This window comes from Psychrosphaera sp. HA2-10 (genome assembly GCF_055693745.1).
Map to the genome: position 1 here is coordinate 93386 of NZ_CM146341.1, position 18199 is coordinate 111584.

General features: G+C 41.3%; 16 protein-coding genes. 4 read left to right on the plus strand and 12 right to left on the minus strand.

Annotation, left to right across the window (positions count from 1 at the left end):
* Positions 1-68 precede the first annotated feature (68 nt).
* The 3 genes from ACZ1GV_RS00405 to ACZ1GV_RS00415 all read right to left on the minus strand — a co-directional run bounded on the left by ACZ1GV_RS00405 (position 69) and on the right by ACZ1GV_RS00415 (position 3006).
* Positions 69-290 carry a TIGR02922 family protein gene (locus ACZ1GV_RS00405; protein WP_210560500.1) on the minus strand — a complete coding sequence of 74 codons (222 nt, stop codon included), beginning with the start codon at positions 288-290 and terminating at the stop codon, positions 69-71.
* A gap of 168 nt (positions 291-458) precedes the next feature.
* Positions 459-2534, minus strand: a complete 2076-nt coding sequence (locus ACZ1GV_RS00410) for a TonB-dependent receptor (protein ID WP_472674755.1) — start codon at positions 2532-2534, stop codon at positions 459-461.
* Positions 2535-2577: 43 nt separating this feature from the next.
* Positions 2578-3006, minus strand: coding sequence for a DUF2946 family protein (locus ACZ1GV_RS00415; protein ID WP_472674756.1), 429 nt, complete (start codon positions 3004-3006; stop codon positions 2578-2580).
* A 258-nt stretch (positions 3007-3264) separates the two neighbouring features.
* On the opposite strand from ACZ1GV_RS00415, the gene rho reads away from it, so the two are divergent.
* The 4 genes from rho to ACZ1GV_RS00435 all read left to right on the plus strand — a co-directional run bounded on the left by rho (position 3265) and on the right by ACZ1GV_RS00435 (position 7621).
* Positions 3265-4533 carry a transcription termination factor Rho gene (gene rho, locus ACZ1GV_RS00420; RefSeq protein WP_210560497.1) on the plus strand — a complete coding sequence of 423 codons (1269 nt, stop codon included), beginning with the start codon at positions 3265-3267 and terminating at the stop codon, positions 4531-4533.
* A gap of 148 nt (positions 4534-4681) precedes the next feature.
* Complete coding sequence (gene ubiD / locus ACZ1GV_RS00425) at positions 4682-6160, plus strand: 4-hydroxy-3-polyprenylbenzoate decarboxylase (protein ID WP_210560496.1); 1479 nt, start codon at positions 4682-4684, stop codon at positions 6158-6160.
* 147 nt (positions 6161-6307) lie between these two features.
* On the plus strand, positions 6308-7012 hold the full coding sequence (gene fre / locus ACZ1GV_RS00430; RefSeq protein WP_210560495.1) for an NAD(P)H-flavin reductase: 705 nt from the start codon (positions 6308-6310) through the stop codon (positions 7010-7012).
* A gap of 123 nt (positions 7013-7135) precedes the next feature.
* Complete coding sequence (locus ACZ1GV_RS00435; protein WP_472674757.1) at positions 7136-7621, plus strand: GNAT family N-acetyltransferase; 486 nt, start codon at positions 7136-7138, stop codon at positions 7619-7621.
* A gap of 21 nt (positions 7622-7642) precedes the next feature.
* Here ACZ1GV_RS00435 and ACZ1GV_RS00440 read toward each other — a convergent pair whose 3' ends face one another.
* From ACZ1GV_RS00440 to ACZ1GV_RS00480, 9 genes are all read right to left on the minus strand, one after another.
* Positions 7643-7939 carry a hypothetical protein gene (locus ACZ1GV_RS00440; RefSeq protein ID WP_472674758.1) on the minus strand — a complete coding sequence of 99 codons (297 nt, stop codon included), beginning with the start codon at positions 7937-7939 and terminating at the stop codon, positions 7643-7645.
* Between the two features lie 58 nt (positions 7940-7997).
* On the minus strand, positions 7998-8759 hold the full coding sequence (locus ACZ1GV_RS00445) for a bestrophin-like domain (RefSeq protein WP_472674759.1): 762 nt from the start codon (positions 8757-8759) through the stop codon (positions 7998-8000).
* A 47-nt stretch (positions 8760-8806) separates the two neighbouring features.
* Positions 8807-10000, minus strand: a complete 1194-nt coding sequence (gene prpF / locus ACZ1GV_RS00450) for a 2-methylaconitate cis-trans isomerase PrpF (RefSeq protein ID WP_472674760.1) — start codon at positions 9998-10000, stop codon at positions 8807-8809.
* Positions 10001-10097: 97 nt separating this feature from the next.
* Entirely contained in the window at positions 10098-12689 is a 2592-nt protein-coding gene (gene acnD, locus ACZ1GV_RS00455) for a Fe/S-dependent 2-methylisocitrate dehydratase AcnD (RefSeq protein WP_472674761.1), read from the minus strand.
* Between the two features lie 169 nt (positions 12690-12858).
* A complete protein-coding gene (prpC, locus tag ACZ1GV_RS00460; protein ID WP_472674762.1) occupies positions 12859-13980 on the minus strand; it encodes a bifunctional 2-methylcitrate synthase/citrate synthase in 1122 nt (373 codons plus the stop codon).
* Positions 13981-14123: 143 nt separating this feature from the next.
* On the minus strand, positions 14124-15002 hold the full coding sequence (prpB, locus tag ACZ1GV_RS00465) for a methylisocitrate lyase (protein ID WP_472674763.1): 879 nt from the start codon (positions 15000-15002) through the stop codon (positions 14124-14126).
* Between the two features lie 53 nt (positions 15003-15055).
* Positions 15056-15727 (minus strand): GntR family transcriptional regulator, encoded by a 672-nt coding sequence (locus tag ACZ1GV_RS00470; RefSeq protein WP_472675848.1) that lies wholly within the window; start codon positions 15725-15727, stop codon positions 15056-15058.
* 162 nt (positions 15728-15889) lie between these two features.
* Positions 15890-17179, minus strand: a complete 1290-nt coding sequence (locus tag ACZ1GV_RS00475) for an alpha/beta hydrolase-fold protein (protein WP_472674764.1) — start codon at positions 17177-17179, stop codon at positions 15890-15892.
* Positions 17180-17212: 33 nt separating this feature from the next.
* The gene (locus ACZ1GV_RS00480; RefSeq protein ID WP_472674765.1) at positions 17213-18115 is read right to left on the minus strand and encodes a peptidylprolyl isomerase; all 903 of its coding nucleotides are present in this window, start codon (positions 18113-18115) and stop codon (positions 17213-17215) included.
* Positions 18116-18199 lie beyond the last annotated feature (84 nt).

The window sequence follows — 18199 nt, forward strand, 5'->3', positions numbered from 1 at the left end:
CGCTGTAATAGCGGCTTTTTTATTTGAGTAAATTCGACGTTAATCAAATAGCTCTATTTAAGTAGCTTTTATGCTACACCTTCGAATGGAACAATCCTGTCCCCAATACTATTTAAAATATCTACCTGACCATCGCATACTGCGATAATAGAGCGTCCTTGTTTCAATTCCTCTGGTATAACAATACGGCCATTTTGATTTTTACTGAAATTATGAGTCTCGTGGCGTAAGTCAAGTGCACCATCCTCAAAAAAGATCAAAGTAGCTTGTGTAACCGGGTCATGTAACATCAGATAACCTTTTATATTTATTCATTTCATATCGGCTATTTGAACGTAATCAATTTATATGCAAAAAGCAAACATAATTATTCGAGGAAATGTAAAAAAGCGTTAGATAACGCTAAAAGCGAGATCTAACGAAAATAATCTCTGATATGACCAATAAGTTTCAATAAATTAGAAGCTTAAAGACGTCGATAAATATAAGTTTCTGCCTTGGGCCAGAATTTTATCTCCCGTCTTTAAATCATCTCCCATCGACATAACCATAGGTCGATATCGGCCGGATAGATGACTTGAGTAATTTCGATCGAATAGATTACTAATGCCCAATTGTAGTGACCACTTATTAGCAGAATACCTTGCGCTGATATCTGTTGTTGCGTAGCCAGTGCTTGCGATTTCATTGTTTAACACCGAAACACGATCTTGATTAGCCACAACATGTTCACTTAACTGCAATAACCAATTATCAAGTTGATAATTAAGACCAATACGGATTGAGTCTGCACTAATACGATATAAATCTTCATCAACATCGTCACGTTCGCCTCGAACCATACTCAATATTGCGTCAAGATAAAATGCGTCTGTCACTTGCCAATGACCAATTAAATCTAAACCATATAATGTTGCATCAAGATTAGAAAATTGCATTGGTCTTGTGCCTCCCATCATAGATGCCACCATATTGGCTTGCATGTTCGCAGATGGAAGTGCTTGTATATAATCATCAATTTTTTGGTAATAAACTTGTGGCGAAAGCAACATTGTTTCGTTTTTATATTCAAGCCCTAAATTGATTTGATACGCTGTTTCGTTGCTTAGCTCCGGGTTACCAATATAGGTATGACCATCTGCCAATCCACCAGTCGCTTGCATCGGAATCCAAAGGTAACGCTCTTGGTATGATGGCGCTTTTTGTTTTATGCCTGCCGCGTAAAGCAAATTAATAGTCTCGTTTATTGCTTGAGTATATGACAGTGCTACATCAAACAAGGTGTCTGATTGCTTGTTGTTGGCTTCAGCAAAGTTATCTTGCAACATACCAATTGCAGGGCTCATCATTGCCATGTGATGACTGACATCGCCAGCGTCGCTACTATGCTGTTTTATTCGCGCACCTAATGTAAGTTGACCACTGTCCAACTCAGACTTTAATTCAGAAAATGCGCTAACAACATCATCTTCAACATCATTAAAGTTTACGACTTTAAACATCATATTATCGGGAGAAGTAATCACAGCGCTATGTGTAGACTTTAGAAGATCAATACCATAAGTAAGCTCACCAAACTTCAACTCTGTGGATATCGCTAGATTTGCGCTCAGTGACGTTGCCGCCGCAGTATTATAACGAGTCATCATAGGGTTCATGTTTGAACGCAAGCTATAGTTGTCCATGCCATGTGTCGCGTCGCTATAACCTATGTGCCAAACCATAGCTAATTCATTAAGCTTAGCATGACCATTCAGATTAAATTGCTCTGTGTCGATGTAATCGATATCCATTGGTAACGCAGGTGTACCAGAAGGATTGGTGTTTGTACGCTTGTAGTTAAAGTGTGTTTCGGCATCTCCTGAAGTATAAGCCAAGTCCAGTCCTGACTGAATTCGGTTATAGGAGGTTGGCGAGATTAAGGTACCATTTCCAGACTTTTGATCGCCGGCATATTGTTTATTAACAAAAGCAAAAAATGCGTATTTATCATTAGCGACGTTTACCATCGGTGAAACAAAATAACCATCACCTTGAGATTGATAGCCAACAGACAAATTCCCTGTGATTTCAGTTTCGCTGTTGTTGGCAAATTGAGCCTGATTATGCTGGATTTTTATCGCGCCGCCATAGGAATTAATGCCAACAGAGACGGGCGCTATGCCACGATATACTTTGGTTGATTCTACATTTGTTGGGACTGCATAACTCATCGGGGAGTCCATCGCATTAGGACCAGCGCCTACCATGGTTTGATTATCAATATAAACACCAATACGATCGCCGAACAACCCTCTGTATTGAGCGATACCAGTAATAACGCCGTTTTTATTGGTAGCTGCGACAGCCGCAGATTTTAACCAATCTGCCGCGTCAGCGACGTTATTAGAAGGGGCTAACGCCATCGATTTTTGTTGAGAAGTGAGTTTACTTGAACTTATTTCAATCACTTCCATAGAAGAGTTGTCAGCGCAAACTGACGTCGAAACATATAGCAGGCCACACACAGACGTGAGTAGAGATTTGTTTTTCATTGTTACAACCTTTGTTTAGTTTATTTATTGTTTTTTTTGTAAGTTAAACAAAGGTAATTGGTGGGGCCCTGTTAGGAGGTTGTAAAAAGACAGGTGTTGTAATGACATCACTATTAGCCTCAATAGTTATCGAAACGTAAAATAGTTCTGTTGGAAAATTGATAGCATAATGAGAAATAATACTTGGGCTATCAAATTCAAAAATACAAAGAGGACAATGTGCTGTCCCATTTGATACGTTGTGAGGCGGTAGTGTTTCTGCTCCACTTTCTAGTGATTGTGGGTCAATACCTATCTGTTGGGCAACTTGATTAAAGAATAGCGTTGCTTCTTGCTGAGAAACCCATTGAAAGCCGTTAGACGTACATATGAGCTGCTTGTTGTTTTCAGCGCTCGCTAAAACCGTAAGACTTGGTCCTACTAGATTTAATGCTAAGCATAGAATAAAAAACAACTGAATGAAGTAGCGCATTGATACTCTCAAGGATTATTTAAATAAAATCATATCGAAAAAATCAGTTAGGACAATTAAAATTTTAAGTTTAATCAAAATAGCTAAGCAAACGCAGTTGTTTTGCTATAAAAAACAACAAAAAGGCAAGTTTGTTGGCTTTGCTACTTTACGGTGGTCAAAATTACTGCTAACTTATCTACAGTCTGCGCAAACCTGCGCCAAGAATTCAAAACACAAACTTCAGAACCTTCATATCAATTACAAAGACATCTCAATATGCATTTACGTGAATTAAAAAATAAGCCAATTAGCGAACTCGTTAAATTAGCCGAGTCGATGGGCTTAGAAAATATGGCGCGTCTGCGCAAGCAAGACATCATTTTTTCAATCTTGAAAAAACATGCCAAAAGCGGTGAATCCATCTACGGTGATGGAGTATTAGAAATTTTACAAGACGGGTTTGGATTTTTGCGCTCAGCAGATTCTTCTTACTTAGCCGGACCTGACGATATTTATGTTTCTCCAAGTCAAATCCGACGCTTTAACCTTAGAACGGGTGATTCAATTTCTGGATTAATTCGTCCACCTAAGGATTCAGAACGTTATTTTGCGTTGTTAAAAATAGAACAAGTTAACTACGACAAACCAGAAATATCGCGCAACAAAATCTTATTTGAAAACCTTACTCCTCTTCACGCTACTTCTCGTTTCACAATGGAACGTGGCAACGGCTCAACTGAAGATATTACAGCTCGAGTATTAGACTTAGCGGCACCAATTGGCCGTGGTCAGCGTGGTTTGATTGTTGCTCCGCCAAAAGCCGGTAAAACAATGTTGATGCAAAACATTGCGACGTCAATTGCAGCAAATCACCCAGAAGCGACATTAATGGTACTTCTTATTGACGAACGTCCGGAAGAAGTAACAGAAATGCAACGCCTAGTTAAAGGTGAAGTAGTAGCCTCAACGTTTGATGAACCAGCTTCTCGTCACGTACAAGTAGCAGAAATGGTGATCGAAAAGGCAAAACGTTTAGTAGAACACAAGAAAGACGTGGTTATCTTACTTGACTCCATTACACGTTTGGCACGTGCCTACAACACAGTAATCCCTTCATCGGGTAAAGTACTTACTGGTGGTGTGGATGCTAACGCTTTACACAAACCAAAGCGTTTCTTTGGTGCAGCGCGTAATGTCGAAGAAGGCGGCAGTTTAACAATTATCGCCACGGCACTTGTTGATACAGGTTCGAAGATGGACGAAGTTATCTACGAAGAGTTTAAAGGTACAGGTAATATGGAATTACACTTGAACCGCAAGATAGCAGAGCGTCGTGTTTTCCCTGCCATCGACTTTAATCGCTCAGGTACTCGTCGTGAAGAATTAATGACATCACAAGATGAGTTGCAAAAAATGTGGATTTTGAGAAAAATCGTGCATCCAATGCAAGAAGTTGAAGCGATGGAATTCCTAATTGATCGCTTAGCGATGACGAAGACGAACGAAGAGTTCTTCAAAGCAATGAAACGCCAAAAAGGCGCGTAATTCTTAGTAAGTCATCAGCGCAAAAGCCCAATTAATATTGGGCTTTTTTGTTATTTAAATATGATTACTCAAGTGGCCAAACTGGTGTAAGCCTTAAGTCCATAGAGTGGCCAGTAAAATAAAATTAATCGTAAATGTTTAGGCCAATATGAAATATAAAGATCTTAGAGATTTTATAGATAAACTTGAAGAGCAGGGCGAGTTAATTCGTATCACTGCTGAAGTTGATCCTGATTTAGAAATGACTGAAATTGCAGATCGAACGTTGCGCGGTGAAGGCCCTGCTTTGTTATTCGAAAATCCTAAAGGATATTCAATTCCAGTACTGGCAAATTTATTTGGTACCCCTAAACGAGTTGCAATGGGAATGGGCCAAGACAGCGTAGAAGCACTGCGTGAAGTAGGTAAAACACTCGCCTTTTTAAAGGAACCAGAGCCGCCAGCAGGCTTTAAAGACGCCTTTTCTAAGTTGCCAATTTTTAAACAAGTTCTGAATTTATCGCCAAAAGAAGTTAAAAAAGCGCCGTGTCAAAAAGTGGTTATTGAAGGTGATGATGTTGATTTAACAAAGTTACCTATCATGCGCTGCTGGCCAGGCGACGTAGCTCCATTGGTAACTTGGGGTTTAACCGTAACCAAAGGCCCAAATAAACCTAGGCAAAACTTAGGCATATACCGACAGCAGCTATTAGGTCCAAACAAACTAATAATGCGCTGGTTATCACATCGTGGTGGTGCACTTGATTTCCAAGAGTTTAAAAAATCAAATCCAGGTGAGAAATACCCAGTCGCTGTTGCGCTCGGTGCAGATCCCGCTACTATTTTAGGTGCAGTGACACCGGTTCCAGATACGTTAAGTGAATACGGATTTGCCGGTTTACTTCGCGGTGACAAAACGGAAGTCGTTAAGTGTATTTCTAATGACTTACAAGTCCCGGCGTCGGCAGAGTTTGTACTGGAGGGTTATTTAGACCCTGAAGAAATGGCGCCAGAAGGGCCATATGGTGACCATACGGGTTATTATAATGAGGTGGAGTCTTTTCCTGTATTTACCGTAACTCATATAACGCATCGTAAAGATCCTATTTATCACAGTACCTATACAGGTCGTCCACCTGATGAACCTGCAATATTAGGCGTCGCGTTGAATGAAGTTTTTGTGCCTATCATTCAAAAGCAATTCCCAGAAATTGTAGACTTTTATTTGCCACCAGAAGGTTGTTCTTATCGAATGGCCGTAGTGACGATGAAAAAGCAATACCCAGGTCATGCTAAGCGAGTAATGATGGGAGTTTGGTCTTTCCTTCGTCAGTTCATGTACACAAAATTTGTGATCGTATGTGATGATGATGTCAATGCCCGTGATTGGAACGATGTAATGTGGGCGATTACGACACGAATGGATCCGGCTCGAGACACGGTAATGATTGAAAATACGCCGATAGACTATTTAGATTTTGCATCGCCAGTATCTGGTTTAGGTTCAAAAATGGGCTTAGATGCCACTAATAAGTGGGCCGGTGAAACAGATAGAGAATGGGGCGAACCTATTGAGATGTCGCCAGAAATAAAAGAAAAGGTTGACCAGCGTTGGGATGAATTTGGCATTATTTTAAATAAAAAGTAAGCATCAAATTTATCCGTACGTTTAACAATATGATAAACACTGCTTTAACTAACTAATTGGTTAAAGTAGAACAAATTTCATGAGTACTTAATCTCTGCACGAACTGGTCTATAGTTTAAGTACTCTGTAATACTAGGAAAAGAGTAAATGTCTGCATATCAGATAAATGCCGAAGTTGTGTCAATTGACGCAGTAACAGATTACGTAAAAATTGTTAGATTAAAACCGACTGAGCCTGCTAATTTTTTAGCCGGTCAATATCTCCAAGTCGTGCTGTCGGAGCAAGACAAGCGTATTTTTTCCATCGCCTCTAGCCCAACCGCAGAATATATTGAGTTGCATATTGGTGCAGGTCCAGATGATGCTTACCCGCAAGGTGCATTAGATCATATGGCCAATAATAGGCATGTAACACTGGAGATAGGATTAGGTTCAGCACATTTAAACTTAGCATCAGAGCGCCCAATTATATTAATGGCAGGGGGCACAGGATTTTCATACGTTAAATCGATTGCTGACTATTTAGCAGAAACGAAGCCAAACCATACGGTTTTACTATTTTGGGGTGCAAAAAACGCACAAGCATTATATGCCTCAGATTACTTAGTTGAATGGGCTGCTAAACACCCTAACTTCCAATTTATTCCTGTTGTTGAAGAATCTGACGACAATTGGACAGGAAAAACAGGTTATGTACATCATGCTGTGATGGAAGATATAAGCAGTTTAGAGCCGTATGATGTTTATTTAGCCGGACCTTTTAAAATGGCTGGCATTGCCAGAGAAGACTTTATAAATCAAAAAGGTGCTATCAAAGAGCAGTTATTTGCAGACGCGTTTGCTTTTATTTAAATAAAGTAGATGAGAACTCGGTACGCTAAACATCATGCAGTGTCATTCAGGACCGCAATAAAATAGTATTACGGGGGTAGTAAAATTACTCCCAAGAAAATTAACAGCAGGAGCAACAGTTCAATGAATGTGGAAATCAGATTAGCCGATTATCATGTTGCCAAAGATGGCGAAGACTTAGTAAACCTTCTAAATGGATACGCATTAGATCCTATGGGCGGAGCGGAAGCGTTAAATGAATATAGTCGTACCAATTTAGTAAGCGCGTTATCAAAAATACCGCACGCATTCACTGTTTTGGCTTACGTTGATGATAAACCTGCTGGGTTAGTAAATTGTTTTGAAGGCTTCTCAACCTTCGCTTGTAAGCCTGTGATTAATATTCATGATGTAACGGTATCTGAGAACTTTCGCGGTTTGGGTTTAAGCCAAAAAATGCTAGATAAAGTTGAAGAGGTGGCCAAATCACGTGGCGCATGTAAGCTTACTCTTGAAGTATTAGAGGGTAATACGGTGGCTCGCAATTCATATTTAAAATATGGATTTAAAGGTTATGAGCTTGATCCGGAAATGGGCAAAGCCGAATTCTGGGAGAAGAAACTCAGCTAATCAGAACCCATATTTCAATGATTAAGCCTGCTTTTGTTTCTCTTGCTGCTTTTGTTTAAGATATTCAGCGCAGGCTTTTTCCATCAACCGCATAGCTCTATCTGCCGCCACTTTGTCATTTGCAGCTTTTGCTTCGGCTAAATCTAATTGCGCATTCTGACAATCATCGGAATGCTTCTTCTTATATTCTTTGTTGTCCCCTGGTCGCTGATCTTCGTCAGTATTTAGATTGGTTTGAAGGGTATTACATCCAAGCAACAAAAATACTGCGCTTGCTAAAACGCTAACCGATATTAGTTTTAATAATATTCTTTTCATATTTCAGCTCCCTAAGAACGTTCTAAAATCTACAAAAAAATATATTAGTCGCCCATGATTAATAAGGATGTTGTTGTAGATATAAAATTGGTGATTGATCGATTTTAATCAACCCACGCTTTGGTCTGTCTAAGTCGATGATGATGAATACTATTAATGTGATTAGCAACGACACCATAGTTATTTGAACCGTCATACGACTCCCACTCAGCCCTACGGAATAGCCCAAAATAGCGACAGATGCGACAAAGACTATAAATAATAAGATTAGCACGACATCCGGAACGTGCATTTTTATTAATGCATTACGTGTATTTTGATGCTCAATAAGTTTAAAAATTGAGTGAGTGAATTCACTCTCTAAAGAGGCTTGCAATAAGGCCTTTTGAATCTCAATTGTATGGTTTACAACTCGAATACGTTCTTGTTCGTTGGCAATACTTACAGCACTTAATTCAATTTTAGCATCAACGTATTGCGACAACAGTTGCTGTGCTGCTAGGGACTCTTGCTCTGGTAACCGGCTAGCATGAAGCATAGACTGCTGTATTACATTAGCCTCATCAATGACGGCCATACTACGAGCATTAAAGCGTTCCATTGACATGCTGAAGGTGAAACCTAGTAATAAGGCCAATAAGCCTAAAATCGACGCCTGAATTGAGCCTGTTAAAGATTTTACTTCGTCGGAAGTTCGACGTTGAACATATCGGCCAAGATAAAAGCCCAGCTCATTAAATAAAATAATACTAAAAAACAAAACAGTAGCGATTAATATGCTGCTGTGTTGATAAAGCCAACCTGGATCGGGCGTCGTCATATTCTTTCCTTATAAAAAACCACCGATGTCGGTGGTTTTGTCTGATTTTATTGCTGAGGCACTCTTACCCAGCCTTCCATTAAGACCCGCGCACTGCGACTCATAATAGCTTTCTTAACTTGCCAATTACCATCTAGCATTTCAGCTTCAGCACCAACCTTTAAGGTACCGCTAGGGTGACCAAATGTCACGGCCGTTCGATTACTACCGCCTGCTGCTAGGTTTACCAGCGTATTTGGAATAGCAGCTGCGGTGCCAATTGCAACAGCGGCTGTGCCCATCATAGCATGATGAAGTTTACCCATGGACAATGCACGTACAGACACGTCTATATCCGTTTTGGCGATGTGTTTACCACTCGAGGTAACATAATCAGCTGGTGGCGCAACAAAGGCTACTTTTGGCGTATGCTGGCGCGCAACGGCCTCGCTAATGTTTTGAATTAGACCCATTTTAACGGCGCCATGTGCTCGAATATGTTCAAAACGCGCTAATGCGGCGTCGTCATTATTAATAGCTTCTTGCAATTCTGTACCGGTATAACCTATATCGGCTGCATTAAGGAAAATAGTTGGTATGCCAGCATTGATCATAGTGGCTTTATACGTCGCGTCAGGAAAATCACCGATTGCAGGTACTTCTAGCTCATCCACTACATTGCCTGTAGGGAACATAGCGCCTTCACCGTCAGCTGGGTTTAAAAATTGCACTTCCACTTCTGCGGCTGGAAACGTAACACCATCAAGTTCAAAATCACCGGTTTCCTGAACTTCGCCATTGGTCATAGGGACTTGGGCAATAATAGTTTTACCAATATTCGCTTGCCAAATACGAACCGTCGCAATGCCATCTTTTGGAATTCGGTCGGCGTCAACTAAGCCATTTGAAATGGCAAAGGAACCTACCGCAGCGGTTAAGTTTCCACAGTTACCACTCCAATCAATAAAAGGCTTATCTATAGCAACTTGTCCAAATAAGTAATCAACATCATGACCGGCTTTGTTGCTTTTAGACAAAATGACGGTTTTACTTGTGCTTGATGTTGCTCCGCCCATTCCGTCTGTGTGTTTTCCGTATGGATCTGGGCTACCAATTACTCTAAGTAATATGGCGTCACGCGCTTCGCCTGGCTCTTGGGCTTCTAGTGGTAAGTCGTCTAAGCTAAAGAAGACACCTTTACTAGTGCCGCCACGCATATAAGTAGCTGGAATTTTTATCTGAGGCAAATGTGTTGAAGACATTACATTCCTCCTTATGTTTGTATGAGATGAAAAGCGGCAAGTTAGACTCACCGCTTTATTTCAGAAACTTAACTGGGTACACCAGTTAGCTCATAATTTAGTTGCCTTGAGACTCTAAGAAGTCTTGTGCAAAGCGCTGTAATACACCGCCAGCAGCATAAATTGAAACTTCTTCAGCAGTGTCTAAGCGACACTTAACTGGAACTTCAACTGAACTGCCATCTTTGCGATTAACAACAACTGCTAACGTTGCACCAGGCGTTGGTTCGCCCTTAACGTCATAAGTTTCAGTGCCGTCTAAACCTAATGTCTTGCGTGTTGTGCCAGGCATAAACTCAAGTGGTAAAACGCCCATGCCAATCAAGTTAGTACGGTGAATACGCTCAAATCCTTCGGCTACAATTACTTCTACGCCCGCTAAACGAACACCTTTAGCAGCCCAGTCTCGCGAAGAGCCTTGACCGTAATCGGCACCGGCAACAATAATTAGTGGTTGTTTGCGTTCCATGTAGGTTTCAATCGCTTCCCACATGCGGGTTACTTTGCCTTCTGGCTCAATTCGAGCAAAAGAGCCTTGCTTAACCTGCCCATTTTCTTGAACCATTTCATTCAATAGTTTTGGGTTAGCAAACGTAGCGCGTTGTGCCGTTAAGTGATCGCCACGGTGCGTTGCGTAACTGTTAAAGTCTTCTTCCGGCAAGCCCATTTTATGTAGATATTCGCCAGCAGCGCTGTCCATCATAATGGCATTTGAAGGCGATAAGTGATCCGTAGTGATGTTATCACCAAGCACAGCTAATGGGCGCAGGCCTTTCATTGTGCGTTCACCTGCTAATGCACCTTCCCAATAAGGAGGGCGACGGATGTACGTACTTTGCGGACGCCAATCATACAAAGGATTATTGTCTTCGCCGTAATCTACCGTTAGGTCGAACATTGGCTCGTATACCTTACGGAACTGCTCAGGTTTAACGCTCGCTTTTATAACCGCATCAATTTCTTCATCGTTTGGCCACAAGTCTTTAAGAGTAATTGGGTTACCGTCTTTGTCGTGACCTAAAATGTCTTTTTCGATGTCAAAGCGAATGGTACCGGCAATGGCATAAGCAACAACAAGTGGCGGTGACGCCAAGAATGCCTGATCTGCATGCGGGTGAATACGGCCATCGAAGTTTCGGTTACCCGATAAAACTGCGGTGCTGTATAAATTACGATCTTTAATTTCTTGCGCAATTTTAGGGTCTAGTGCGCCACTCATACCATTACAAGATGTACAAGCATAAGCGACAACACCAAAGCCTAGTTGCTCTAGTTCAGGCAATAAGTTTGCCTCTTCTAAATACATAGTGACGGCTTTAGAACCAGGCGCTAATGAAGACTTAACCCAAGGTTTACGTAACAGGCCATGTTTGTTTGCATTTCGAGCTAACAGGCCAGCTGCAACCATATTGCGCGGATTACTGGTATTAGTACAGCTTGTAATTGCTGCGATAATCACTGCACCATCTGGCATTTTGCCTTCTTCATTTTCAACAATGCCGGCAATACCTTTTGACTTTAAGTCAGTGGTGGCAACGCGAGCATGTGGATTAGAAGGACCAGCCATATTACGAACAACACTTGAAAGGTCAAAAGTTAGAACTCGTTCGTACTCGGCTTCAACCATATCATCAGCCCATAAGCCGGTGTGTTTTGCATAGTTTTCAACTAATTTTACTTGGTCATCTTCACGGCCAGTTAGCGTTAGATAGTCGATGGTTTGCTGATCGATATAGAACATTGCAGCTGTGGCACCAAATTCTGGTGTCATGTTGGAAATGGTCGCTCTATCGCCTAGCGTTAGTGCGTTTGCGCCTTCACCAAAAAACTCTAAGTACGATGATACAACACGTTCGTTACGTAAAAACTCTGTTAACGCTAAAACGATATCTGTACTGGTAATGCCTGGCTGAGGTTTGCCAGTTAGTTCAACACCAATAATATCCGGTAAACGCATGTAAGACGCACGGCCTAACATAACGCTTTCAGCTTCAAGACCACCAACACCAACGGCAATAACGCCTAGTGCATCAACCATAGGTGTGTGGCTGTCGGTTCCAACTAATGTATCAGGGAAGGCAACGCCATCGCGGCTTTGAATAACCGGTGACATGCGCTCTAAGTTAATTTGGTGCATGATGCCGTTACCTGGAGGGATAACGTCAACATTTTTGAATGCGGTCTTAGTCCAGTTGATAAAGTGAAAGCGGTCTTCGTTACGACGGTCTTCAATGGCACGGTTTTTCTCAAACGCGTCTTTTTCAAAACCAGCGTGTTCTACGGCTAAAGAGTGATCAACAATTAATTGAGTTGGTACAACTGGGTTCACTTTTGCTGGGTCGCCACCTTTTTCAGCAATGGCATCACGTAAGCCTGCTAAATCAACTAAGGCGGTTTGGCCAAGAATATCATGACATACAACGCGGGCAGGGAACCACGGGAAATCTAAGTCGCGTTTGCGCTCGATTAATTGCGTTAATGAGTCCGTCAGTTTATCTTCTGGGCATTTTCGTACTAGGTTTTCCGCTAGTACCTTTGATGTATAAGGTAGTTTTGCATAAGCGCCTGGCTTAATGGCATCCACTGCTTCTTTTGTATCGAAAAAGTCGATACCTGCATTTGGTAGTGGTTTTCTGTAATTCATATTCATTTTAATCACCAATTCATTGTTACGAATGAATGTTATTTGGTTTTATAAAAAGAAGCGGGAACAAAGAGGCCCCGCGACTTTAGAGCGTCGACGGCTTTTAAATGTTGAGTCACAAATTTGTGGACTCTATTTAAAAGCCTGACCTTAGGAGTTTGCTATCGCCGAGGTATTAACGCTCTGCAATTGGCGTAACTGGACGTAACTCTTCGCCTGTGTAATCTGCAGAAGGACGAATGATACGGTTATCAGCACGTTGCTCCATAACATGTCCAGCCCAACCTGTAACGCGAGACATTACAAAGATAGGTGTAAACAACGGCGTAGGAATACCCATGAAGTGGTATGCAGACGCGTGGAAGAAATCGGCATTACAGAACAAGCCTTTTTCGCGCTTCATTACTTCTTCACAACGAACAGATACTGGGTATAAAACTGTGTCACCTACATCTTTACCAAGCTTCTCTGCCCAGCCTTTGATGATTTCGTTGCGAGGGTCTGAGTCAGAATAAACCGCGTGACCAAAGCCCATGATTTTTTCTTTGCGTTCAAGTTTGCCCATCATTTCTTGTTCAGCATGATCAGCAGATGTGAAGCCTTCAATCATTTCCATCGCCGCTTCGTTTGCGCCACCGTGTAATGGACCGCGTAAAGAGCCAATTGCACCGGTTACACAAGAGTGCATGTCTGACAATGTAGAGGCACAAACACGTGCAGTGAATGTTGACGCGTTAAACTCATGCTCAGCATAAAGAATTAGAGAAACGTGCATTACTTGCTCATGCAACTCATTCGGTTTTTCACCGTGAAGCATGTGCAGGAAGTGCGCGCCAATTGAGTCATCATCTGTTTCAACGTCAATGCGAACGCCATCGTGTGAGAAGCGGTACCAGTAACAAATGATACTTGGGAAACTTGCTAATAAACGGTCACTGACGTCTTGTTGTTGGTCAAAGCTAGTTTCCATTTCTAGGTTACCAAGCATTGAACAACCTGTACGCAATACATCCATTGGGTGTGCGTTTGCAGGGATGCGCTCTAGTACATCTTTAAGTGCTTGAGGAAGACCACGCATACCGTGAAGCTTCTTCTTATATGCATCAAGTTCAGACTGAGTTGGAAGGTTACCTTTTAAGATTAGGTACGCCACTTCTTCAAATTGACAATTGTTCGCTAAGTCTTTTACGTCATAACCACGGTAGGTTAAACCTGAACCTGACTTACCAACGGTTGAAAGGGCTGTTTTACCTGCAACTTGACCGCGAAGACCCGCGCCACTTAATACTTTAGCCATGATTTCTCTCCTGAGTTAACCTGTTAAATTTATTCATGTTGAGCGCCTTATTTACGACGCTTTATTATTTTTTAAGCGAGCCAAAAATTGACTCACTTTTTATCTAGTTGTACTAATCAATATTCATAAATTGGTTGTTTTTATTACTTATTTTTGCCTTCTGCAAATAATGAATCTAGCTTTTGCTCGTAGTCGTGATACCCAAGGTAGTCATACAGGTCCATACGAGTTTGCATTGAATCTACTACGGCTTTTTGATCGCCATCGTTCAAAATATGTTTATAAACATTTTCAGCAGCTTTATTCATTGCGCGGAACGCACTTAATGGATAAAGAACCATGTCACAGCCCCATTCACCTAGCTGCTCTTTGTTCCAAAGTTCAGTTTTACCAAACTCTGTAATGTTCGCTAGAATTGGCACATCTAACGCTTCAGAGAATGCACGGTAATGCTCTTCTGTTTGCACAGCTTCAGCAAAAATACCGTCAGCACCGGCTGCAACGTAAGCTTTTGCACGCTCAATAGCCGCTTCTAAACCTTCTTGAGCAAATGAATCCGTACGCGCCATGATGAAAAAGTCTGGGTCGGTACGCGCATCTACTGCTGCTTTAATACGATCAACCATTTCTGCAGTAGAAACGATTTCTTTGTTAGGACGGTGACCACAACGCTTTTGCGCCACTTGGTCTTCCATGTGAACGGCCGCTGCGCCCGCTTTTTCCATATCACGAATGGTTTTAGCAATATTAAATGCGCCACCCCAACCAGTGTCAATATCCACCATTAATGGTAGGTCACAGGCAGATGTAATGCGCTGTACGTCAACAATAACGTCATTTAATGAAGTCATGCCTAAATCAGGCAGACCATATGATGCGTTAGCAACACCGCCACCAGAAAGGTAAATAGCTTGGTGACCAATTTGTTTAGCCATCATTGCTGAGTACGCGTTAATAGTGCCTACAATTTGTAGAGGTTTGTTGTCTTTTAATGCTTGGCGAAACTTCTTACCTGCGCTCATGCTGTTCTCTCTTTTTTGTTAAACCTGTTGATGACATTTACTAGCAATGTCGGTTAATTTTTTTGCATCGAGATTAATTTGTTCTCGATATTATTTTTAGAATAAAGGATGTGTCGACGCATCAGCATTTCGGCGAGCTCTTCGTCGCGGTTGCTAATGGCTTGTACGATATTTTTGTGCTCATCAAAAGCGGTAGTAACACGAGGGCCTGCCATACCTAATTGCACGCGATACATGCGAACTAAGTGGTAAATTCCGTTGATGAGCATGTCGATTAAATGTTGGTTTTTACTGCCTAAAATGACTCGATAATGAAAGTCTAAATCGCCAGCTTCTTGGTAATAAGACTGACCATCTTTAACTTTGTCAAAATGTTTACTGAGGAGTTTGTTAAGGTCTGCAATTTCTTTATCCGTCATGTTTTTAGCTGCGAGTCTTGCAGCCATGCCTTCTAAAGATTCGCGAACTTGGTAAAGTTCAATTAATCCATCTACCGACAACGTTGCAACACGGGCACCGACATTGGCTTTGCGTTCAACTAAAAAGCTAGACTCTAATCGGTTCATTGCCTCACGAATAACAGCTCGGCTAACGCCATACTTTGTCGACAACTCAGCTTCGCTTAATTTTTGTCCAGCTGACAGGTCTCCTTCAACGATATCCGCTCTTAATTTAATAAAAGTCTTGTCTGCCGCGGTAACAGGCTGCTCAATTGGAAGTGTAATTTTGCCCACAATCAAACTCTAGGTTTTATAAATTGTAGACAATATAGGCTTGAGTACTCCAAAAATCAAACATTAGAGCAAAGTTTAATAGTGGAAATGTTGAGGTTGTCGACAAAACTGTATTGAGAAATTGACAGCTTTGCCTTTCAAAAAGAAACGACGTTATGGTTTTAAACCGTTAACTTCCCATGCAGACCATTTGTTTTGTTTAGCTAGTTCATTTGCTCTTAAGTACATCGCCTTGGCAAGCTCTGGTTTTCCTTGGGCCGTTAGTAAATCCGCTTTTGCTTTATACCATTCGGGCATTTTTTTAGCGGCTAACTTTACTTGTGCAATTAATGCATCTGCTTTTTCGATCTGATTTTTCTTTAACCAGCCATTGGCTAACTGAATGGCAATTTGCGCATGAGCGTCTGGAAATCTGCTTTGAATAGACTTAAGAATTTCGCCTATTTTATTAGTTTGTTCTGACCAGAATACGTATTTAGCAAATTGATACGCCTGTAACCACTCTATTTGGAAACCACCCCATTGTTGTTGCAACGATTCAAAATAATTAAGAGCAGCGTTATAGTCGCCTAAGGCCAATAATTCACCGCCGTCCATACCATAGTTGGGTGCGAGGAATTCTAAACCTTTGAGTAAAGCTGGTAGGGCGGTAGAAAAATGATTTTCTTCTGGAATAGAAGCAAAGGTCCAATTGGAATCGTCATTAAATTTAGCTTTAAGAGCCGTTGCGAGTTCCGTAACTCCCATACCTTGCTCATTAGCAACGGAAATAAACAGTGGCTTGTTGCGGGTTTTAGCTGAGTTCGAGGCATCTTTTAATATAGCTGGCATTTGCTTAAATCGCTGAATAATAGACATATTGTCGAACCAAACACTTGGGCTCATAGCTAAAAAGGCATTAAATTTGCTGGTTGAGTCCAAGTAGTTGTTTAATACAAAAAGACCGCCTAAAGAATATCCAGCGACGGCCCGCTGGTCGTTTGTTCTAAATGCTTTATCAATAATAGGGATTAGCTCATTGCCAATGTAATTGTTAAATGTTTCTATTCCACCGTATTCAGCGGACTGCTCTTTTGGGTTCGAATGTTGCCAAGTGGTGTGATAAACATAGTCAAAATCACTAAGTGTAGCGACGCCAACAACGATCATAGGTGGTAATTTTCCCATTCGAGTCAAATGTTTAACGCTACTGGCCACGTGCAAAAAATGAAAGTCGGAATCGATTATATAAAGGCTAGGGTATTTACGAGTGTTGCCTTCATAGCGTTCAGGCAACGATACTTGGTATTTTCTGGCGACGCCAAGTACTTTAGAATTATGCCAGTATTCTTCGCCAATGGTAACTTTAGTGGTGTCAGCTGCTTGCGAAGTGCCCACTGCGCCTAAGAATAACAAAACAGCAATAAAAGTGTTCGAAGCAAAACGAAAGTTAAAATGCGTCATAATGGCGTAATCCAAAGTTAAAAGGGTTGGTTGCTATTTTTTTGTGATACTTGGTTGATGATAGCAGACGTCAATATTGCCGTTTCCAGGATAAACAAAGAACGGTGCCTTTTTATATCGAGCGTTCTCTATACGTGTTTGGAATTTATCAGCTTTTGTATTATCGATGAAGTAAGAAATTTGTTTTTCTTTGTTCATTTTTGATCCAATTTTTGCGTCAATTATTTTAGTACTTAAAGACGATGGTTCTACTATGCCGCCTTTGCTCCGTTCTCCACGAGTCATTGACTGAACAACTGACATGCCCTCGATTACACGACCGATAATCGACATATTGCGGTCTAGGTGACGCGGTGCTTGACCGATAACAATATAAAACTCTGTGGTTGCTGAATTAGGATCATTATTGCGGGCAAGCGCCACTGTGCCTGGGCAATGCAGTAACCACTGTTCGTTTGTTGTTAAGTCTCTACCAGCGGGAAAACCGCTCCAAAAACCAGTCTCAGGTGCAAATAAATCTGGGGACTGCACAACTTGAAATGAATTTGCTTCAACCCCTTTTTGGGTAAATTCAGCAGGCAATGGTGAGCGAAATTTTGTGTCTTTAGTGATGCCTTTTTTATATTCACGTTCACCGGCCTGAGCGACAAATCCCTCTATAACGCGATAAAAAGTTTGGCCACTGTAAAACTGGTCATTTACTAAGTTTTTAAACTGCGCTGTTGCTAGCGGTGATTGGAGGTCCGTAAGTTGAATGACGATTTCACCGAGATCAGTTTGGATATAAACTAATTCGTTTTGTGGTATTTCAATATTATTTAACGGCAAGCGTTGATGAGCATCACTTAGAGAAGTTTGCTCGGAGCTATACGCAAAATTAGACAGAAAGATTGCGATGAAAGAAAAAACTCGAATCAAGGTTGATATATTATTCACAAGGTAGCCTTAAATTTACTGATAGTTGTTCATCACGGTTGCGTAACCGTAGTTTTTATATAACCTAACGTTATTCTTGAAAAA